The organism is Pseudomonas sp. FG86 (assembly GCF_057808775.1).
This window is the reverse complement of sequence record NZ_JBMDIS010000020.1, coordinates 83,571-103,764: the sequence shown is the minus strand read 5'-3', so window position 1 is coordinate 103,764 and position 20,194 is coordinate 83,571. Positions and strand designations below refer to the sequence as shown.

The 20,194-nt window shown below is 54.8% G+C and carries 20 protein-coding genes, 4 tRNA genes and 3 pseudogenes; 12 read left to right on the top strand and 15 right to left on the bottom strand.

Going from position 1 to position 20,194, the window contains the following annotated elements; genetic code table 11:
- Together ACODSV_RS15575 and ACODSV_RS15570 are read right to left on the bottom strand one after the other, a co-directional pair.
- A partial coding sequence (locus ACODSV_RS15575) for a metal-sensing transcriptional repressor (RefSeq protein WP_489047009.1) occupies positions 1-97 on the bottom strand: 97 nt, incomplete at its 3' end.
- A 219-nt stretch (positions 98-316) separates the two neighbouring features.
- Positions 317-655, bottom strand: a pseudogene (locus ACODSV_RS15570) (OprD family outer membrane porin); the annotation flags it as partial.
- A gap of 165 nt (positions 656-820) precedes the next feature.
- Here ACODSV_RS15570 and ACODSV_RS15565 point away from each other — a divergent pair.
- From ACODSV_RS15565 to ACODSV_RS15550, 4 genes and pseudogenes are all read left to right on the top strand, one after another.
- A pseudogene (locus ACODSV_RS15565) lies at positions 821-1,117 on the top strand (transposase); the annotation flags it as partial.
- Entirely contained in the window at positions 1,114-1,458 is a 345-nt protein-coding gene (gene tnpB / locus ACODSV_RS15560) for an IS66 family insertion sequence element accessory protein TnpB (protein WP_003425037.1), read from the top strand. The pseudogene ACODSV_RS15565 and the gene tnpB, both read left to right, overlap by 4 nt.
- A 37-nt stretch (positions 1,459-1,495) precedes the next feature.
- Positions 1,496-3,001 (top strand): IS66 family transposase, encoded by a 1,506-nt coding sequence (tnpC, locus tag ACODSV_RS15555; RefSeq protein WP_003425038.1) that lies wholly within the window; start codon positions 1,496-1,498, stop codon positions 2,999-3,001.
- A gap of 3 nt (positions 3,002-3,004) precedes the next feature.
- Complete coding sequence (locus ACODSV_RS15550; protein WP_003425039.1) at positions 3,005-3,304, top strand: plasmid pRiA4b ORF-3 family protein; 300 nt, start codon at positions 3,005-3,007, stop codon at positions 3,302-3,304.
- 92 nt (positions 3,305-3,396) lie between these two features.
- On the opposite strand, the gene merB is transcribed toward ACODSV_RS15550, so the two are convergent.
- Genes merB through merT form a run of 5 tightly spaced genes read right to left on the bottom strand, consistent with a single transcriptional unit; the run spans position 3,397 to position 6,856 of the window.
- Complete coding sequence (gene merB / locus ACODSV_RS15545; protein ID WP_003425042.1) at positions 3,397-4,035, bottom strand: organomercurial lyase MerB; 639 nt, start codon at positions 4,033-4,035, stop codon at positions 3,397-3,399.
- Between the two features lie 12 nt (positions 4,036-4,047).
- The gene (merA, locus tag ACODSV_RS15540) at positions 4,048-5,730 is read right to left on the bottom strand and encodes a mercury(II) reductase (protein WP_003425044.1); all 1,683 of its coding nucleotides are present in this window, start codon (positions 5,728-5,730) and stop codon (positions 4,048-4,050) included.
- Positions 5,731-5,765: 35 nt separating this feature from the next.
- The gene (gene merC / locus ACODSV_RS15535) at positions 5,766-6,200 is read right to left on the bottom strand and encodes an organomercurial transporter MerC (protein ID WP_003425046.1); all 435 of its coding nucleotides are present in this window, start codon (positions 6,198-6,200) and stop codon (positions 5,766-5,768) included.
- Between the two features lie 12 nt (positions 6,201-6,212).
- Complete coding sequence (gene merP, locus ACODSV_RS15530) at positions 6,213-6,488, bottom strand: mercury resistance system periplasmic binding protein MerP (protein WP_489078288.1); 276 nt, start codon at positions 6,486-6,488, stop codon at positions 6,213-6,215.
- Positions 6,489-6,505: 17 nt separating this feature from the next.
- Entirely contained in the window at positions 6,506-6,856 is a 351-nt protein-coding gene (merT, locus tag ACODSV_RS15525) for a mercuric ion transporter MerT (protein WP_003425049.1), read from the bottom strand.
- Between the two features lie 71 nt (positions 6,857-6,927).
- On the opposite strand from merT, the gene merR reads away from it, so the two are divergent.
- On the top strand, positions 6,928-7,359 hold the full coding sequence (gene merR / locus ACODSV_RS15520; protein ID WP_003425050.1) for a mercury resistance transcriptional regulator MerR: 432 nt from the start codon (positions 6,928-6,930) through the stop codon (positions 7,357-7,359).
- A gap of 288 nt (positions 7,360-7,647) precedes the next feature.
- Here merR and ACODSV_RS15515 read toward each other — a convergent pair.
- Positions 7,648-8,640, bottom strand: a pseudogene (locus ACODSV_RS15515) (OprD family outer membrane porin); the annotation flags it as partial.
- 217 nt (positions 8,641-8,857) lie between these two features.
- A complete protein-coding gene (locus ACODSV_RS15510) occupies positions 8,858-9,190 on the bottom strand; it encodes a DUF2790 domain-containing protein (protein ID WP_008432869.1) in 333 nt (110 codons plus the stop codon).
- A 948-nt stretch (positions 9,191-10,138) separates the two neighbouring features.
- Here ACODSV_RS15510 and ACODSV_RS15505 point away from each other — a divergent pair.
- From ACODSV_RS15505 to ACODSV_RS15485, 5 genes are read left to right on the top strand one after another with little or no spacing between them, the layout of a single operon-like run.
- A complete protein-coding gene (locus tag ACODSV_RS15505) occupies positions 10,139-10,567 on the top strand; it encodes a TIGR03757 family integrating conjugative element protein (RefSeq protein ID WP_008432865.1) in 429 nt (142 codons plus the stop codon).
- Complete coding sequence (locus tag ACODSV_RS15500) at positions 10,564-11,505, top strand: TIGR03756 family integrating conjugative element protein (protein WP_008432863.1); 942 nt, start codon at positions 10,564-10,566, stop codon at positions 11,503-11,505. Before ACODSV_RS15505 ends, ACODSV_RS15500 begins: the two co-directional genes overlap by 4 nt.
- Before the next feature lie 20 nt (positions 11,506-11,525).
- Positions 11,526-12,887 carry an integrating conjugative element protein gene (locus ACODSV_RS15495; protein WP_024073345.1) on the top strand — a complete coding sequence of 454 codons (1,362 nt, stop codon included), beginning with the start codon at positions 11,526-11,528 and terminating at the stop codon, positions 12,885-12,887.
- 8 nt (positions 12,888-12,895) lie between these two features.
- Positions 12,896-13,276 carry a hypothetical protein gene (locus tag ACODSV_RS15490; protein WP_008432858.1) on the top strand — a complete coding sequence of 127 codons (381 nt, stop codon included), beginning with the start codon at positions 12,896-12,898 and terminating at the stop codon, positions 13,274-13,276.
- Positions 13,273-14,787 (top strand): conjugal transfer protein TraG N-terminal domain-containing protein, encoded by a 1,515-nt coding sequence (locus ACODSV_RS15485; RefSeq protein ID WP_008432856.1) that lies wholly within the window; start codon positions 13,273-13,275, stop codon positions 14,785-14,787. The genes ACODSV_RS15490 and ACODSV_RS15485 overlap by 4 nt, the downstream gene beginning before the upstream one ends.
- A 32-nt stretch (positions 14,788-14,819) precedes the next feature.
- Here ACODSV_RS15485 and ACODSV_RS15480 read toward each other — a convergent pair whose 3' ends face one another.
- Positions 14,820-15,143, bottom strand: a complete 324-nt coding sequence (locus ACODSV_RS15480) for an Ac45/VOA1 transmembrane domain-containing protein (protein WP_008432855.1) — start codon at positions 15,141-15,143, stop codon at positions 14,820-14,822.
- Between the two features lie 235 nt (positions 15,144-15,378).
- A complete protein-coding gene (locus ACODSV_RS15475; RefSeq protein WP_019821334.1) occupies positions 15,379-15,867 on the bottom strand; it encodes a hypothetical protein in 489 nt (162 codons plus the stop codon).
- Positions 15,868-16,072: 205 nt separating this feature from the next.
- Between ACODSV_RS15475 and mobH the strand changes: the two genes are divergently transcribed.
- On the top strand, positions 16,073-17,959 hold the full coding sequence (mobH, locus tag ACODSV_RS15470) for a MobH family relaxase (protein ID WP_008432854.1): 1,887 nt from the start codon (positions 16,073-16,075) through the stop codon (positions 17,957-17,959).
- Entirely contained in the window at positions 17,956-19,275 is a 1,320-nt protein-coding gene (locus ACODSV_RS15465) for a site-specific integrase (protein ID WP_008432853.1), read from the top strand. Before mobH ends, ACODSV_RS15465 begins: the two co-directional genes overlap by 4 nt.
- A 169-nt stretch (positions 19,276-19,444) precedes the next feature.
- On the opposite strand, the gene ACODSV_RS15460 is transcribed toward ACODSV_RS15465, so the two are convergent.
- From ACODSV_RS15460 to ACODSV_RS15445, 4 genes are all read right to left on the bottom strand, one after another.
- Positions 19,445-19,521 (bottom strand) — tRNA-Pro (locus tag ACODSV_RS15460).
- A gap of 188 nt (positions 19,522-19,709) precedes the next feature.
- Positions 19,710-19,785 (bottom strand) — tRNA-Lys (locus ACODSV_RS15455).
- A 5-nt stretch (positions 19,786-19,790) separates the two neighbouring features.
- A tRNA-Pro gene (locus ACODSV_RS15450) sits at positions 19,791-19,867 on the bottom strand.
- Positions 19,868-19,877: 10 nt separating this feature from the next.
- Positions 19,878-19,953, bottom strand: a tRNA-Asn gene (locus tag ACODSV_RS15445).
- Positions 19,954-20,194 lie beyond the last annotated feature (241 nt).

Below are 20,194 nucleotides of genomic sequence, written 5' to 3'. Positions count from 1 at the left end.
CATCAGAGTCGAGTGCTCGCTCAATCGCCTGGACTTGCCCAGCGATTCGCTTTACACGCTTAAGAAGATTGTCTTTGCTTGATCTCATATGACCCATACCATACCCCCCCTACCTATATTGAGAGTATGTTCACACGTTCCAATCAGCCATACAACCCCAGGGACGCTCGCCGCCGGGATGGATATACCAACAGTTTCTTCAATCCACAAAAAAAGGCGCCACTAGGGCGCCTAAGCCGTCTCCAAACCAAAGGAGAAACAAGGAGACGGGGTGTATCGGGGATACCGGACAGTTGATGCCGATGGCTAATGCCCGTTAAAGGAGTTGCAGTGGATATTCAACAATCAGTCTGACCTCGTCCAAATCAGATTCGAAATCGGTAGCTCGTGTCGTTGCTTGGCGGACACGTAAAGACATGTCCTTCAGTGAGCCTGACTGGATGACATACTTAGCCTCGATGTCTCGCTCCCAACGCTTTTGGTCCTGCAATGGGGCACCGTCCGCTCCGCGACGCATGTACACGCTGTTTGCGTTGGAATAGTCCGCATCCCAACCCTTAGCGTAGCGGGTCATGAAGCTCAGACCGGGGATGCCGAAAGCCTGCATATCTAGATCGTAGCGCAGCTGCAAGGATTGCTCTTTCGGTGAGTTGAAATGTAACCGTCCGGCCAGCACCCTCTCCTGACAGCCCTCCAAATTGGCCAAGATAGTGGACACCATTTTTTAGTGGACACTATCTTGGATACAGTTGCCCCAGCCCGTCGAGCCGGTCGCCGCCCCAACTTTCCGCTGGACTTTAAACGCCAAGTCGTCGAGGCCACCTTCCAGCCTGGCGCCTCCGTGTCATTGATCGCTCGCGAACATGACGTCAATGCCAATCTGGTCTTTCGCTGGCGGCAGCAATACCAAGAAGGGCTATTCGGCCCGGTCAGCCAGAGTGCTTCGTTTTTGCCAGTCCAGGTGATCGAGGCGCCAATGGATCTGCCGCCAGTCTTCCAGCCACAGGCAGAGTGTCATTCCGAGATCGCAGTTGAGGTAGGAAAAGCCAAGTTGCGTATCACCGGAGCACCAGACCCGCAGACGCTGCAACTCGTCTTGCAGCAGTTAGTGCGATGATTGCCCCTCCCGCTGGAACCCGTATCTGGATCGCCGCTGGCGTCACGGACATGCGTCGTGGCTTCGACGGTTTGGCGGCCATGGTGCAGACTCAACTGGAAGCCGATCCCTTCTCCGGTCAGATCTTCGCCTTTCGCGGACGGCGTGGTGACCGGATCAAACTGTTGTGGTGGGATGGCGACGGCTTGTGCCTGTTTTGCAAACGGTTGGAGCAAGGACGCTTTGTCTGGCCGCAAGCAACCAGCGGCAGCGTGTCGCTGACGACCGCGCAGTTGTCGATGCTGTTGGAGGGCATTGATTGGCGCCGGCCAATTCGTACAGCACCCGTCCTCGCGGTCTGACTTGCCGCGCTGAAAAAATCCCCAGTAATATTCGGGCATGACCCTCGTGACCGACTCCCTGCCGAATGATCTTCAAGCCTTGAAGGCGCTGATCGCTGCCCAGCACGCAGAGATTGAGCGCTTGAAGATGATGATCGCCAAGCTGCGTCGTACGCAGTTCGGTCGCAGCTCCGAGCAACTGGAAGCGATGATCGACCAGCTCCAGTTGAGCCTTGATGAGCTGCAAATCAGCCAAGCCGAAATGACACCTCCAGTCGAGCCGGCACCTCGCGCAGTTTCGCGCCGTAAACCATTGCCTGAACACCTACCTCGCGAAACCCACGTTCATCAGCCCGAGTCGCAATGCACTGGCTGCGGTGGGACGCTTCGCCATTTAGGTGAGGATGTGTCCGAAGTGCTGGAGTACGTTCCGGCACGTTTCAAAGTCATTCGCCATGTCCGTCCGAAGTGGGTTTGCCGCTGCTGCGAGCACTTCGCCCAGGTGCCGGCACCGAGTCGCCCGATCGCCCGAGGTCTTGCCGGCCCAGGGTTGTTGGCCCATGTGCTGGTCTCGAAGTTTGTCGATCATTTGCCGTTGTATCGGCAGTCCGAGATCTACGCCCGTGAGGGCGTGGAGCTGGAGCGCTCAACCCTGGCCGACTGGGTTGGCCAGAGCAGTCAGTTGCTGCGACCACTGATCAACGCCCTTGAGCACCACGTCATGAGCGGACACAAAGTCCATGCCGACGACACGCCGATTGGCGTGCTCGCGCCGGGCAACGGCAAGACCAAATCGGCGCGCCTGTGGACGTACGTGCGGGACGACCGACCTACGGGGGACGCGACACCGGCGGCGGTCTGGTTTGCCTACTCGCCGGATCGCAAGGGGCAACATCCCCGCGCGCATCTCAAGCGCTTCAGCGGGATCTTGCAGGCGGACGGCTATGCCGGTTTTGCTCAACTATATGCCACGGGCACCATTGAGGAAGCGGCGTGTTGGGCTCACGCCCGGCGCAAGTTTTACGAGGTCTACAAAGACCTGGCGTCACCACTTGCCGCCGAGGCGCTGCAACGGATTGCGGCCCTGTATGCCATCGAAAGCGAGATTCGAGGGCAACCGCCCAACCTGCGAAAAGTGGTTCGGCAAAGCCGAGCCAGTCCGCTGCTGGAACAACTCCACGCGTGGCTCAACCAGACGCTGACTCAACTGTCGAAAAAATCGGCATTGGGCGGTGCGATTCTCTATGCCCTCAATCGGTGGCAGGCCTTGGTGCGCTATTGCGATGACGGGCGAATTGAGATCGACAACAACGCTGCCGAACGCGCGCTACGTGCTGTCGCGCTAGGCAGAAAAAATTATCTGTTCGTCGGTTCCAACGCCGGCGGCGAACGAGCGGCTGCGATTTACAGCCTGGTGGGTTCAGCCAAACTCAACGACCTGAACCCGCAAGCCTATTTGACACACGTGCTGGAGCGCATCGCCGACCACCCGATCAATCGGGTCGACGAACTGCTGCCCTGGAACGTTTCTCTCGCCTCCACGGAACTCTGCGAGGCCGCCTGATCCATGGTCAAAACTGTTCGCTTGCCAAAACCCGAACCTGATTTGTTGCTACTGCACATTGAATTGAAGTGGATCGAACCTGCCATCTGGCGCCGTGTGGCGGTGCCCGAGAACATCACCTTAGGCAAATTGCACGCGGTGATCCAGATCGCAATGGGCTGGCACGATGACCATCTGCATGAGTTTGAAATAGCTGGTGAGAGTTACGGTATTCCCGACTCCGATGGATGGGGGCCTCCCGTGAACTCGGAGACCCGCAAGACTCTGATCAAAGCGTTGAACGGGAAAAGGACATTCCGCTAGGTCTATGACTTTGGCGATGGCTGGGATCACCGGATCAAAGTCGGAAAGAGAAATCCGATGCCCACTCCGTAGGACATTGAGTCGAAATCCAATCACGATGTTCTCATTGGAAGGGTCTGCAACAGATGTCGATTAAGCTCCTGGCCCACGCCGAACGCCTCTTGGACGCTTACGATAGTCAATCCTTGATGCTTGGAGGCCCAATCTTCTGCCGCTGGGATAGATGCGAAGAAATGCACATGGCAACAGAAGGACTGACGAACGTCGGCCGCCTCCTGCGGCAATACCAGTGACACTGCCACGTCGGCAGGTTCAACAGCCTGTATCTCGCTGGGTGAAACCGTAAGCGAAACGGGTGCTCCAGTTGCAGCGCAATGCGACGAGACGCGAGCTGTACGGCCGATTAACGCCGGGAGCATCAGGGTGTCCAGCGCGCACCAGGCATACAGCCGGCGGTTGTCAATTTCCAAGACATGCGACGTCTCGCGCAAGGTGAGGACATAGCCGATGATGTTCCCATCGTTGTCGTATTCGGTACTGGTGGCTTGTTCGAGCACAGCCGCCACTTGCTCAGCGGGCCAGCCAAGAGTCCTGGCAAGCGTAGTTCGCGAAATCGGGCGTCCCTTGGCAAGTTCACCCAGTAGCGCGACCAAGAACTCCGCAAAACCTTTGGGCCGGTTGGTCGGGGTGAGACGTTCGGCGATCTCGGTAATGTAGCGGGCAAATTTCATGGTGCTCTCCATTCATCCAGCGCAGCAGGACAATTGCTTTACGTCCTTGGTGAAAGTCTGCGCCGCGAGCTTCAGGCCCTCGACCATGGTTAGGTAGGGGAACAACTGGTCGGCCAGCTCCTGCACGGTCATGCGGTTGCGAATAGCCAGCACCGCCGTCTGAATCAGCTCGCCCGCTTCCGGGGCCACCGCCTGCACGCCGAGCAACCGACCAGAACCCGCTTCGGCGACCAGCTTGATGAACCCTCGCGTGTCGAAGTTGGCCAGCGCACGCGGCACGTTGTCCAGGCTCAGCGTGCGACTGTCGGTTTCGAGGCCTGCGCGCTGTGCTTCCGCTTCGCTGTAACCGACGGTGGCCACCTGCGGATCGGTGAACACCACCGCCGGCATGGCATCGAGATTAAGCGTAGCTTCGCCGCCGGTCATGTTGATCGCCGCACGGGTGCCAGCCGCCGCCGCGACGTAGACGAACTGCGGCTGGTTGGTGCAGTCGCCGGCTGCATAGATATCCACTGCGCTACTGCGCATGCCCTGATCGATCTGAATGGCGCCGCGTTCATCCAACAGTACACCCGCCGCTTCCAGGTTCAGGCTTTGGGTGTTGGGCGTGCGGCCGGTGGCGACGAACAGTTGGTCGGCGCGCAGTTCACCGTGGTTGGTGGTCAGTACGAATTCGCCGTTGGCGTGGGTCACCTGACTGGCTTGTGTCTGCTCAAGCACGTCGATGCCCTCCATGCGGAAGGCTGCGGTCAGCGCCTCGCCGATGGCCGGATCTTCGCGGAAGAACAGCGAGTTGCGCGCCAGGATGGTGACGCGGCTACCCAGCCGGGCAAAGGCTTGCGCCAGCTCCAAGGCCACCACGGATGAGCCGATCACGGCGAGCCGTTGCGGAATACTGGCGCTGGCCAGTGCCTCCTCCGAGGTCCAATAGGGGGTGTCTTGCAGCCCGCGAATCGGCGGCACGGCCGCACCGGCGCCGGTAGCGATCAGGCAGCGGTCGAACGCGACTTCGCGCCCGCCCCCCTCGACCAGTTCGACGCTGAGCGTGTGGCCGTCCTGGAAGCGAGCGGTGCCACGCAGCACGGTGATGGCTGGTGTGCTCTCCAGAATGCCTTCGTACTTGGCGTGACGCAGTTCGTCGACAAGGCCTTGCTGTTGCGCGAGCAGCCGCTCGCGCAGGACGGTCGGCGGCGTGGCGGGCATTCCGTCATCGAACGGACTCTCGCGGCGCAAATGAGCCACATGCGCGGCGCGAATCATGATTTTCGACGGCACGCAGCCGACGTTGACGCAAGTGCCGCCGATGGTGCCGCGCTCGATCAGAGTGACGCGGGCGCCGGCTTCCACCGCCTTCAAGGCGGCCGCCATTGCCGCACCGCCGCTGCCTATGACTGCAATGTGTAGCGCGTCGCCGTTTTTGCCGACCTCGGTGTCGCTGCGCAACCAGCCCAGCGCCTTATCGAGCTGGCCGGGGCGCGGTTGTAGCGAGGCGACTTCGAACGACGCTTGATACCCAAGGGCCTCGACGGCGGCTTGCATTTGTTCACGGCTGACAGCCGCGTCGGCCGTCATTTCGGCCTTCCCACCGGCGTAGGAGACGTCCGCCCGGTGCACGCCGGAGATTCCCTCCAGAGCATCTCTGACGCGGTCGGCACAGGAGGCGCAGGTCATACCGTGGATTCGCAGTGTGGTCATAGCGTTTACTTCCTCAAATGGGTCTCTTTGCGGCATTACTGTTTTGGCTGTGGTGGGCAGGCACCCGGGGCGCAACGGGGGTGGGCGGGCGACACGAGATCCCAGATCGAGCCCCCAAGCATGAGGGCCAGACCGATATAGAGCAGCCAACCGCTCCGCCAGCCATAAGCCCGCATCAAAAACACCGCAGCCAAGACCAGGACAGGGCCTATCAGGCCGAGTGCAGTTCGCTGCCACTGCCGATGTTTGAGCCAGCCAAGGGAATTGACGAGCAGCGCCAGGGCCGCAAACAAGGGCAGTAGCGTGGTGATGAACAGGCCTTCCCACTGGCTCAAAAAGCCCAGACCGATTGCAGCGCCTAAGCTAGCCAGAGCAGGAAAACACGCGGCGCAGCCTAGGGCTGAAACCAGCACACCGACGGAACTGGCTTTGTCACCGATCCGCGTGAACAGATTGAGAGGATTTCTCATTGGTATTTCCTCCTATTGCTTGATGGTAGATGGATAGCCGACATCCTCGGTCGCCTTGGTCAGGGCCTCGGAGTTGGTCTTGGCATCGTCGAAGGTCACGATGGCTTCGCGTTTCTCGAAACTCACCTCGGTCTTGGTCACGCCCTCGACCTGGGTCAGCGCTTTCTTGACCGTGATCGGACAGGCGGCGCAGGTCATGCCCGGTACCGACAGGGTGACGGTTTGGATGGCGGCCCACACCGGGGAAACCACGGCAATGAGCGCGAGAGCGGCAAACAGCTTTTTCATGGGAGACTCCTGCCTGATCAGTAAAACAACGGGAGGATGTAGGGGAAACCGAGCGCGACCAGCACGAGTGCCATCACGAGCCAGAAAATGAACTTGTAGGTAGTTCGTACCTGCGGAATTGCGCAGGTCTCACCGGGTTTGCAGGCTTGAGCCGGGCGGAAAATGCGCCGGTAAGCGAAGAACAGCGCCAACAATGCCGCGCCGATGAAAAACGGGCGGTAGGGCTCCAGAACGGTGAGATTACCGATCCAGGCGCCGCTGAAGCCCAGGGCAATTAGCACCAGCGGGCCCAGGCAGCAGGTGGACGCAAGGATCGCCGCCAGACCTCCAGCGAGGAGTGCACCACGGCCCTTTTGTGATTCAGACATGGGTTCAACCTTTCGAATGTTTGATCGATGGGTTAAGGTTATTTCCGTAGTCAGGTACGGAGTCAAGCGGTATGAAAAACACTGCGGAAAGCCTGACCATTGGCGTCTTTGCCAAGGCAGCCGGGGTTAACGTGGAAACCATTCGGTTCTATCAACGCAAAGGGCTGTTGCCCGAACCGGACAAGCCCTACGGCAGCATTCGTCGCTACGGCGAGGCGGATATTGCACGGGTGAAATTCGTGAAGTCCGCACAACGGCTGGGCTTCAGCCTCGATGAAGTGGCCGGACTGTTGCGGCTCGATGACGGTACGCACTGCAATGATGCGCGTGTGCACGCCGAGCAGAAGCTCGAAGACGTGCGGGGGAAACTTGCGGATCTGCGGCGGATCGAGTTGGTCCTGGCGCAGTTGGTTGATGACTGTTGCGCGAGCCACGGGACGGTTAGCTGCCCGCTGATCGATTCGCTGCATGGAATAGATAGCCACGAAAACTTCGCGCCTTAGCCTACGATTTCCCGTTTCATTGCCCCCCTGTTTGTCGGCTTGAACAGGAAAAGAGCGGCGCTCAATGAGCCCCGTTGACTGGCCAAACCTACGGTCTGCTTTTAGCCACGCTCTTACCCTACAGAGCCGAGAGTCCTGATCACTTCGAATGCAAATGATTGGTCAGTTGCAACGCAAATGGGTGGTCAAGTGGGGTGCAATTTCGCAGTTTTTGAGTGTGAGCGCGTCAATCAGCGGTTAAAGGGGATTAAGGTCTGAGATGCAAGGCGGTGTAGTTCGGACGCTTACGTTGAAATCGCTGTACTGAATGGAGTTATCCAAAAAAATTGAGTCGGACTGGCGAAGGTAGTCAAAGTCGTCGTTACCATTATTGCGCTGGTAACCAACGGTCACGGCGTGCGCTCCGAATTTGACCCCGGTCTTGCCGCTCCAGATCTTGTTATCGAAGCTTCCCAGAAGTTTTTCACCCTCATCAACCGCTCGGTAGTAATTAAAGCCGCCAATTAGCGATACGCTTTCTGAGAGTGGATAGCTCAATGTGGTGCCCGCGTAGTATTGGTTCCACACATCCTTGAATTGGCTGGTGTAAAGACTCACACCTACGTGTTCATTGACCGTGTAATCGCCCCCTAGATAAGCGATCCATGGAGCATCTACTACACCGGCGTAAAAAGTTGAAAAGCCGTCACGCATGCTACTGGAATTGGGTTGGCTCATCGCATGCAGCCGGCCCCCCTGAAGGGTCAGGCCTTTGATGCTGGTATTAGTGAACGTTGCACCCCGGAAACTCTCCGGGAGAAGTCGGGAATCCCCATAGGCAACGACAGGCGTCGATGGAAATACGTCGCCTACCTTGACGACTGTATCCAGGAAACGCACTTTTGCGGCCCCGCCTACTTTTGAGTAGGAGTCTTCAGGTTGGCCTTTGCTATTGTGCGGCAAGACATCGACTGAGCTACGGGCTCCCGAGCGACCATCACCTGAATCGAGCTTGAGGCCTTCCATTGCAAACGCATCAATGCCGAAGCCTACGGTACCTTGAGTAAAGCCTGATTCGAATCGGCCAATGATGCCATGAGCCCATTCGGCTGAGTAACCATTGCCCGTGGGGCTTGATTGACCCTTTCGATAATCACGATTGAGATAGAGATTCCGATTGAGAATACTAAAGGTGCTCCCCTCAATGAACCCTTCAGGCTTTTGCTCCACAGCTACTGCAACTTGCCCCATGCTCATGCCAAGGGAAATGAGAGAAAGACCATAAATGCTTTTATTGTTCATTTAACACTCCAGGCTTTAGCTTGGCAGAGTTTCTTTATGAAATATTTTTTATAATTATAAAAGCCACCAGCACGTGAGGATTTCTCCTACGTGCCGGCAGACATAATTTCATACAATAGATAACTCCAGCGTGACCTGAAAATTACTTCTGTGTCAGCGAACAGCAAGCAGGCTCAAAACATACCGAACAACCTTGCGCAGTCAGGGCTAACGCTAATTAACTTCCGTGAGGGCAGTTAGTACCCATAACCTTGTATTCCAAGGTGTTGAGCTTGCCCGCCGAATCTTCATAGGTCATGCGCGAAGGGGCTACGCCACAGGTTTTATTGGCTTGAGTGGTACTGATTACCTTCTGGACATCGAGGTTCATTCCGTATTCATAATGAACAACTTCAGGTGTCGCCTTTCCGTTTTCTAAGGCGTACTGCTCCATCGCCTTCTGGTTCTCTTGCATCATTCGACCATAAACACGGTCACCACCTCCTTCAGCCATGGCCAAAGAAGACATGGTCAAGATGGAAGCGGCAAAAACAACTTTTAATAATTTCATGATTTTCTCCTAGTGCTCACTTACTTCTGACTAGAGGATAACCAGTGATGCCTTTCAGGAAGCTGCCGCGAATATTACATATCTGTAAGGCCTCTCGTAGAGCTCGTGAGTTCAACTATTTAAAGTTTAGCTTTATTGGCAGAGCACGCTGAATGCATCATACGACCATCAGAAATCAACTCGTATCCCACCTGGAGCATCTAGAGATTTTTTATAAAAATGCATATCTTCCTATTATGAAAAGCGGCTTTGACCGCTACAGGCGGATGAATCGTTTGGGCGTAGCTAAATGAGACTACGAACGTGTCACAAAAGCCTCATGGGCTGCGGAAATTAGGCACTACGTAGAGCACCGAAAACGCAATCGGCAGGATGGTCTTTAACAGCAATACGGTCTCGGAGGATAGGTTTTTATCTTATCCTTAACGTCATCGAAGATGACATTGAAGCTGTGCAGCAGGCGCTCCGTTTGCAACATTTGATCGTGAAGGATCTCAAGCAGGACAGCACAAACTACTGCCTGCCCAAGGATAAAGATAAAGCCTTCGAATCTTGAGGTTGTTTTCTCCAGCACGACCAAACCCGCTGACGATATCGGCAGGGCGAGCATTTTGCCGTTGATGTCGCCCGAAGCTTCAATAGAAGTGATTTTTCGTTATGTCGTGGGGCGGTGGCGAGACTCGTCCGACTGGCGTACTGTGGACCATCGGCGGCGATGGGGCCAAGAAGGGTCGCCTCATAAACTTGGCTTGAACTCTTGCTGTGTGGATAGCCAGTTAACTGCGTACTCACTGCGTCGTCAATTTGAGCCGACCAAGTGCCATCTCTAATCCAACCCACACGAATTCGTCGCTCTCAAATACCCAAAGCTTCCAAATTCCTATTTCTTACTGCGCTCAAGACAGCCATCCGGTCTTCTGTACCTGAATCCATATCAGGTACGGTGCCATGCTCCAGATCCTTACCCACATTAGCGAAACGCGGCGCTGGCTGTTTTCACTGCTACTGTTCTTGTCAACTGCGTCCCACGCGGAGACGTGGGTCATTACAAACCGAGCACATCCAGTATCCGCACCTTCTGGCGCTCGCGTCATCTTCCTGGATGATCAGCAGCGCCTTGAAGAACAACTTTCCAACCAACTACCCGCCGATCCACGCCAGGCAGAAGCGGCCATTCAACGCTACCTTGTCAGCCCTGCAGGGAAGCATCTGCAAAACGAGTTGGCCCAAGCCCAGCAGGGCGTCATAGACGCCTGGAGCCTGCGAGTCGAAAAACTCCCAGCCGTGGTCGTAGATCGTCGCTACGTCGTGTACGGCGAGCCTGACGCAGCTAAAGCCGTCGCGTTGATTGAACGAGCACGGAGCCTGTCACGATGAGACGCTCACGTTTTGCGATCCGGCCTTTGTCGCTGGCTATCACTTTCAGCCTGTCATTCAGTGCATCGGCTGCGATCAACTCGGCAGCGATTATTGCCTCGACCCTGTCACCAACCTGCCTGGAGTACAAAGTGGTCGGCATCTGCTATTGGCTGCTCTGCACGCCATTCGGATGCAAAGTCAAAACCTCGACCAAGGTTCGTCACTACGTACCGGACGCTGTGGTGTCTGCATATGCGAATACCGGGATGAACCCTTGGATAGAGATGTCACCTCTTGGCACCCCGAATCCGATGGCCCAAGCGGGCAACGACGGCACTACCAATCACGTTGCAGAGAACAACATCATCAAATTTAAGGAAGCCGATGTCATCGGCCATCCAGGTGGTGCGGCGTTGAGTCAGTTTGCCAGCGCCTCGGGCTATGTATGCAAAGGCGCAACCTTACCGCTTGTGCCTTACTTTCTGAGCACCCTTGACCCCATTGCTTGGCGATACGGCGTCCCGGAATCCGTATACCCCGAAGCACTCATTCCGGGCATGCGCGAAGTCGGTAGCCTGCTCTCAGCAAGCAGCTGGGGGAACGTCTACCCGCGTAGCGGCTTCCTTAACCAGACTGACGACTACAAAACGGGCGCAGTTATTGCGCAGCGTGCCGGCGACGTGGTTACCCGCCCAGGCCAGGTCCATGTCTACTTGCCGATGCTCGCCCTTCCCTACCCCGGTTACTGGCCCGCAGGGCCGCTACGCGAAGGTGACGCCTCCACTGGTAAGTGGCAAGAGCTCACCCCAGTCCTCAACCCGACTTGCGCAACCTTTCCCACCATCGATCCGAACATCGATGCGCAGGATGGCGGCTACGCCTGGGCACTCTGGCGCCCTTATTCGTGTTGCCAGCGTCGAGGACAGACCTTCCTCGGCAGTACGGACTTCCAATGAAACAGCGATCGGAGCAAAGCATGAAACTCACTACCTTGGCGATAGGGCTCGCCTGCAGCCTCAGCAGTGCAATAGCGCTCTCTGCTGATCCAATCAACGTCTCCTCCTCCGGAAGCGTCATTGGGGACAACGTGCTGTATAGCATTGGCGGCGGCAACGCAGTCACCATGGGGAGCGCAGGCAACATGGATAGTATTTCTGTGGGAGGCGGTTGGAATACCAATCTAATCTGCGGAAACATGAGCCTGAGCACAACCCTTGAAAACCAATTGAATGGTGCCACTTCCGGCTTCAAAAACATCATGAGCTCGGTGGTACAGAGCGCCACCAGCGCCGTGGCTTCGCTGCCGGCACTGATTCTTCAACGTGCGAACCCGGCGCTATACAACCTCATCACCAACGGCATTTTGCAGGCCCGCCTGGACTTCGACCGCTCCAAAGGCACCTGCCGCGCCATTGGCGAAAAGATGGCGGATATCGCCGGTAACCAAATGGGCTGGGGCAAGCTTGCTGAAGGTCAGGCTATGAGTCAGGCGCTAACATCCAACACAGACGCAGTGTCGGCGGTGGAACAAGTCGAAAAGAAAGGTGGAAACGATGGCGTCACTTGGGTTGGTGGTGATAGAGCAGGTGGTTCCGGTCAGAAGCCAATTCGTATCGTAGGCGACGTCACCAAGGCGGGCTACAACCTTCTGAACAAGCGCGCGGCCGGCGACACCGCATCCATCAGTAAAGCGAACTGCAACAACGGCATGGTGTGCAATGTCTGGTCATCGCCCCAGGAAGCCACCACCTTTGCCAATCGTGTCCTGGGTGAACAACAACAGCAGACCTGTGACAGTTGCCCTAAAACGGTGACAGCCGCAGGCGTCGGCCTCACGCCGCTGATCCAGGAAACGTACGACACCAAGCTGAAGGCCCTGCAGGAACTGCTGAGCGGAAGCAAAACGCTGTCGCTAGAAAACCTGGAAGCAGCGAGCAGCAACTCGTTACCCATCACCCGAGGCGTTGTAGCAGCACTCAAGGATGAGCGCGACCAGGACGTACTCGCTCGCCGGCTTGCCTCCGAAGTCGCGTTGTCCGATGTGTTGGAGAAAGCTCTGACCCTACAGCGCACCTTGATGGCAGGCAGTCGGGAACCGAACGTCGCGGCTAATGACCTCGCCGTCCAGGCAGTCGGCCAGCAGAGCTCCTCGCTGCAACAGGAGATCGGCAACCTCAAAATGGAACTGGACATGCGTCAGCAGCTCGCGAAGAACTCGCCTCTGACCATCATTGAACGCAGCAAAGCACGGGCAGAAGACTCTCGTGGCGTGTCCCCGGGAGCCCCAGAAACGAATCGATTGGACCAGTTGCAGTCACCCGCCCAGAACAAACAGTGAGAAAGGCCATGACCGAAATACAGGAGCCTGTCGCCGCTCCCAACCGTTCGCTGGTTCGACGAACCGGGAGGAGCATTCTGCTTGTTCTGGGTGTTTTGCTCGCGACTGCCGCCCTCGTAGTCCTACTCAGCGCTGTCCTGATGAACATGTTCGACAGCGCCGAGCAATGGCAAGCCTGGCGCACCGACCACTATTGGCCGCTCTTTACCTGGCGCCTAATGCTTTATATCGCACTGACCGTTGCCTGGTTCAAATTCAAGGTACGGTTATCGAACTCAGAACGCTCGAAACGGCGCAAAGGCCTGTTGAAGATCGAGATAATGGTGATCTTATTATTTCTGATGGTTGAACTGAGCAAGGTGCTGTATCAGGCAGGGGGTGTTCTGTGACGCTCTACACCAATGACTATTTAGAGTACTACCTGACGTTGGTCGGTTGGATCATCAACAATGGTATCTGGGCGATGATTTCAGATACCGGTCTATTCGCCCTCCCCTTCTGCATCATCGTTATTCGAGAGTGGCTGAAAGTCCGTGGTGAGGGGGCCGATGAGGGCAACAAAGGCGTTCTCTCACTGGCACGTATCGAAACCAATATCTACGTTGGCTACATCGTAGTCGCATTCTTCGCTGTACCAGCCGTCAATGTGAGTTTTGATACCTTGGCATTTGACCAGAGTAGAGCTCAGCAATGTCAATACAACTTACCTAAACCCACAGACACAGGCTGGAACACAACATTCAGCTCACTGGCAGGAAAGAGTGCCCAGATGCCCATGTGGTGGGCATTAATGCATGCATTATCAAAGGGATTAACCAATGGCGCTGTAGCAGCAATTCCCTGCGGGACTGATTTACGGCAAGTACGCATGGAAGTTAGCAACACCAAGATCAACAACCCGCTATTGGCTCAGGAAATTGGCGACTTTACGCACGATTGCTATGGACCCTCCCGTGCCAGATTATTCATGCGCCAACCCGAATTGGGAGCGCAAGGGAATGACCCTCGTTTTGCGCAGGAACTCAGCTGGATTGGTTCGCACTATTTATTGAACACCTCGGGTTATTACGACACGGACTACTCCAAAACTCCAAGGGCATCATGGCCCTATAACGCATCTCGTGATGTGGGTTTACCACAAGTGGGTGGAGGTGGGGGCTATCCAACTTGCAAACAATGGTGGTCAGATAGCGGAGTGGGACTGCGGGACCGTATCAAGGCTCAAGTGTCGCCGGACCTCATGACCAAAATGCTCGGCTGGGCAAAGTGGTTGTCCCCGGACGAAGTCACTGACTCGCTTGTCCGGCAACTGGTCTCGCCGTCGAACCAGGTGAAAGGGGATGTTTATACGGACTACGGGGGACAAATCGACGGAACTGTGTGGAATGGTGCAGCCCGGGCAGCGGGGACTCTCGGGGTTGCATTAGGATCTATGGCCTATTTTCCAGCGATGGACATGGTTCGCCAGGCGCTACCGATGGTCATGGCGTTCTTGAAAATGGCGATGGTGATTTGCATTCCCTTGGTGCTAATCGTCGGGGCTTACCAACTAAAAGTGGCCATGACTATGTCCGTTGTTTTTTTCGCTCTGATATTCGTGGACTTTTGGTTTCAACTGGCTAGATGGGTCGATACCACGATATTGGACGCTTTATATGGAGCCGGTTCTCCGCATTTATCATTTGATCCTGTGATGGGTTTGAACACTGCCACCCAGGACGCAATCTTAAACTTCGTGATGGGCTCGATGTTCATCATCCTGCCAGTGTTTTGGATGGGCGCGCTGGGATGGGCAGGGGTGAGCGCAGGAAAAGCATTGGAAGGCCTTACCAGCGGAACAAAAGATGTTCAAAAGGCAGGTCAGGAAGGGGTGAATACTGTCAAACGTAGCGTTATGTAACGTAAGGGTCTCATATCATTGATATGAGACCCTTAATCATCGTCGTCTACACGTTGACCAGCAACATAGTACCCATAGCCATCGGGGCCATAGCATTGACCATACTCTATCTGGTTTCTGCGAGGCGTAGGTCTGTGATTCAACGCCCAGAGCCCTCCACCCAAAACCAAGGTAAATACTGCAACGCTGATAATCCCGCTGAAAATGTCTGCAGAAAAATATAGGAGTACGGCAGCCACAACCAGACGCTTGACCCAACGCAGGGTACGGTTCTGACTGCACCAAACGAGGCGCGCAGCCTGACCCAGGCCATAGCCTAAGCGACTTGCTACTCCCTGAGAGGTCTGTGCGGTCATGGTGCGTCTCCTTCTTACCCGGTCTAGGGGCGATTTGACATTACTTATAATACCGATTTTTCTATGCTGCAAGATCATGAGACAAACGGCCTTTGCCTTCAGCACCAGATGCCCCCCTTTCACAACAAAAATGGCCCAAAAGGTAAAAGGTTTTGTAGAAGCGAATGGAATGGTTCACAAGGGTAAAAGCCTTACCCGAAAGGGCCGCTTTCAGCGGGAAAAAGGTCCAATCTCATCAACGCATCTCGCGAGTCGAATAAACTTCAACTAACTCGTCTTCTGTAAAATTACTAAGCAAAGAAAAGTATTCAGCTCTGGACTCAACCGTCAACGGTTGGATAGAACCTAAATTAATAAGAGTTGAAACAGCCTCGTCAGGAGTCATTTCGCTAGTAAGTGGGGCTCTCTGCCCAGAGTAATAAACCTTGTCAGACGCAATAGCTACATCCAGCAGTTCACGTACTTCACCATAACGAGCGGAACGCGCAGCGGTTAGAAACACTCCATCAAAAATGACCAAGACGCTATCAACGTGAGGAATAATATATTTAGCTAAGGCGACAACCAGAGGAAGGTTGTTGTCCCACCTTGCTTCCTCATCATCAAGATCATTCCCTACACTAGCAAAAAGAATGATCTCATCACACTTATTGTCACGTATCAAATCACAAAGTGCCCAAACATTATCTGAGGTTGATTTCGTAGCGTAGCGAAGTGAAACCATCATTTTTTCCTCACATAGTCGATCTGCGGCCCCGTGCCCTTAGACCGAAACGACGATAATTCTGCATTCCTTTCTCCGTCACCACCATAGAAAGATGGCTCTTCGCCAAAAGAAATACCCGAGGCAACCAGTGATCCTTTCCCCTTGCTCGCCCCCCCTTTGATAGGAGAAAAGCCTGCCCCATGAATCATTTACGGAGCAGGCGATGTTCTCTATTTTCCGCCGCAATAAAGCGCTACCCGCCCAAAGCCCCTCCCCTAACGGTTTTATACAGCCGGCCTCTAGCCAAGCACTACTGGCATCGCCGCGCCGTCAGAAACTACTGGAGAACATTTGGCAGCGCGCATCGTTATCTCGCTCACAGTTTGTCGAGCTCTATAGGCGTCCACTTGAGCGCTACGCGGAGTTGGTCCAGCAGCTCCCTGCTTCGCAAAACCACCATCATGCACACCCTGGCGGCATGCTGGATCACGGGCTTGAAATCGTCGCCTATGCCTTGAAAATTCGACAGAGCTACCTGCTTCCTATAGGCGCACCGCCGGAGTCTCAATCAGCACAGGCTGAGGCCTGGACTGCCGCCGCGGCTTACGGCGCTCTGATACACGACCTCGGCAAGATCGCCGTCGACGTGCACGTCGAGCTGGCAGGAGGTAAAACCTGGCACCCGTGGCACGGCCCAATCGATCGTCCCTATCGATTCCGTTACGTGAAAGGACGCAACTACCAACTTCACGGAGCCGCTGCCGCACTGATCTACGCGCAGATCCTCTCCTCAGAAATCTTAGATTGGCTCAGTAATTTCCCCGAAGTGTGGTCGCAGTTAATCTTCATTTTGGCTGGTCAGTACGAACATGCCGGCATTTTGGGAGAGATCGTGGTCAAGGCCGATCAGGCGTCCGTCGCACAGGAGCTCGGTGGAAATCCAGCCCGCGCGCTGTCCGCGCCCAAACAGTCTTTGCAGCGTCAATTAGCAGATGGGTTGCGTCACCTGGTCCGAGATACATTCAAACTGAATCAACCCGATGGACCGTCAGATGGATGGCTGACACAGGATGCTCTTTGGCTGGTTAGCAAGCCTATTGCTGATCAATTGCGAGCCTATTTGCTGACCAAAGGCGTTGAAGGTGTACCCAGTACGAATGCGCCTTTCTTCAACATGCTGCAAGATCAGGGGGTAATCCAAACCAATGCCCAAGACAAGGCAATCTGGAAAGCCACGATAGACAATGGTCGTGGCTGGCGAAACACCTTCACCCTGCTGAAGCTCTCACCGGCACTGATCTGGAATGATCCAAGTGATCGGCCCACAGCTTACGCTGGGACTCTTGAGGTAGAAGCTGGCAACCCGGTAGAAGACTCTGCAGCTGAAAATACCGTCGCCACACCGGCCAAAAAGTTGCCTTCGGAAATTCAATCCAGCCCTGTGCCGGCGCCTTTAGCACCGGCACAGCCATCACCGTTCGAACTACCTCAGCATTCCTCGAGCAGTACAGATGAATTTGACGAGCTACTGGCGCTCCTTGGTAACATCAATGAGCCATCAGAAGACACCAAAAACAAAGCGGTCTCAGCGGCACATACCGCGCCTCCGAAACTGGATGAAATCCAGCCTTCCCAAACCTCCAATCAAGGAGGTGCGCCTTTAGCAATAATCGAAGAAGTCACTCCGATGCCTAGCAATAACACCGAGATCGGTCAGGGATTTGTTGAATGGCTTAAGAAAGGCATCGCATCCCGGACCATCATTATCAACGATACCAAAGCGCTGGTTCATACCGTAGCAGGGACCGCTATGCTGGTAACGCCTGGAATTTTCAAACGCTACGTCCTTGAATTCCCCCATATCGAACAGCAAGCCAAAGTACAGCAAGTCAGCGCCTGGCAGCTGGTTCAACGTAGTTTCGAGAAACAGAAACTTCATCGAAAAACGCATAAGAGTTTGAATATTTGGACCTGTGACGTTGTTGGACCTCGAAAATCCAAGCAGCTCAAGGGGTACTTACTACTAGACCCGCGAACAATCTTCTCTGAGGTCCCTTTCGACAATATCAGCCTGTCCTTGAAGTCAGAAGCAACGGAGCCGCCACAATGACGACGCCCTCGAATCTGACGGAGGAATACATCTTTGCCCATGATCTGCGGCCTGCCAGTGCAAAGATCTATCGCGCCTCGACCAAAGCACTACTCAAGCATTTCCGAACGGCCTCAGTTGAGGAGATCGATCATCGTGCGGTTCTGACATGGCGAAAAAAAGTCCTTGAGAACGGATTATCCAAACGCAGCTGGAACACCTATTCAAATCACCTTCGAACTGTTTGGGGCTACGCCATAGAACACGGCCTGATGACCCATACCACGATCAACCCATTCAAGAAAACCAGCGTTATCCCACCAAAGCGAGCCAGCAAGACAATCAATGGAGACGCCATCCAACGAGCACGCAACTGGCTCATATCCCTTGTAGGCCAAGAACGTTGTACGCATGAACGTAGCCAGATCACACCTGCCTGGTTCTGGCTCAGCGTCTTCGAGATGTTTTATTACACAGGCATACGTCTGAATGCCCTGCTGTGCCTGCGTTACAAAGATATCGACTGGGACAGCCAGATGATCTTGGTCCGCGGTGAAACAGAGAAGACCCATCGGGAGTTTTTCCTCCCCATTATGGAAGGACTCGCTCCACACTTATCCAGGATCTTGGGGGAGGCCGAGAAAATCGGTTTTTCACCAGACGATCAGCTGTTCAACGTCAACAGATTCTCTCGTCACTTCCATGGCAAGGAAATGAACATCGACCAGGTGGAGTCAATGTACGGCAAGCTCACCGATAAGATCGGCGTGCGCATGACCCCTCACCGCTTCAGGCACACATTAGCAACAGACTTGATGAAGCAGCCTGAGCGAAACATTCATCTCACGAAAAGCCTGCTGAATCATTCGAATCTAGCGACAACGATGAATTACATAGAGGCGGACTACGACCATATGCGTGCTGTTCTACATGAGCGGAGTCGGGCTCAGGGCGCTCTGAGCCGAGTGACACGGGTTGATCCAAGTGGCAAACCCTCTGCCCCCTTACCCGCCAAAATAGGTGTGCATTCACAGGAAACCGCTCAACCAGAGCCCAAGAAGCTGCCAGCTCCACAACAATCTAGCAGCACAGAGGTCAGTATTGATCGGCGGACCAAGTCGACTGGCCGAAGCGCGCTACAGAAGGCTCTCGAGCTCGCATCTGCGCAACTGCATCGCGAGTCAATGACATGCTCTATGGACCCACCAGTAGATCAAGTAGAGCAGAGTCTACTATTGACGCTAATGGCGAGCGGGCTTGGTGTCGGCACATTCAGGAAACGCACCTCAACTGAGCATTCAATGCGAAGCTCATCATTTTCCAGAGCATCGCCCTAGTACGCTCATAATCAAAGCGCACTGGCTATAGGGAATTCTGGTTGGCCAGAGGCTTTCGCATGCCCGGAATAAAGAACCAGGTCGAAATCCGGATTTTTTCCAGACGAACGGTACGACTTTGCTCAAGGCACAAAAAAAGGCGTCATAAAGACGCCTTTTTCATTAAATATGGTCGGGGTAGGGGGATTCGAACTCCCGACATCCTGCTCCCAAAGCAGGCGCGCTACCGGACTGCGCTATACCCCGGAATGCGCATCGCAAAGCCTATGCACATTGACATCATGACGAACCGAAACTACTGTTCGCCTCAGACGGCTGCATGTCTACGGCGATATCTAAGTGCTGTAACACTTTCCAAAACCGTAAAACCGCCTCTATCAGAGCTAGAACCTCTGATTCTAAGATTTGATTCCAGCGTCAACTGGTCTCAAAAATGGTGGGTCGTGTGGGATTCGAACCTACGACCAATTGGTTAAAAGCCAACTGCTCTACCAACTGAGCTAACGACCCAAAAATGGTCGGGGTAAGGGGATTCGAACTCCTGACATCCTGCTCCCAAAGCAGGCGCGCTACCGGACTGCGCTATACCCCGGTTTTGAAATTGGCTCCGTGACCAGGACTCGAACCTGGGACCCAATGATTAACAGTCATTTGCTCTACCGACTGAGCTATCACGGAACTACACATTTCAAATTTACAACTTTTACTGCGATACAACCTTCTCTTCGATCCGTCCGTATCGCTACGTTCGTGTCTCTGAGGCGCGCTATTCTACAATCTTAAAACCCCCTGTCAACCCTTTAAATTGCTTTTAAGACAATGATTTGCGCTTCTTTCTGATTTCTCCTTGGGGAGAAGAAACCCGTGGGCTGACGTTGCTGCGGGGCGCACTTTACAAGCCTTTGCCTTACAGTTCAAC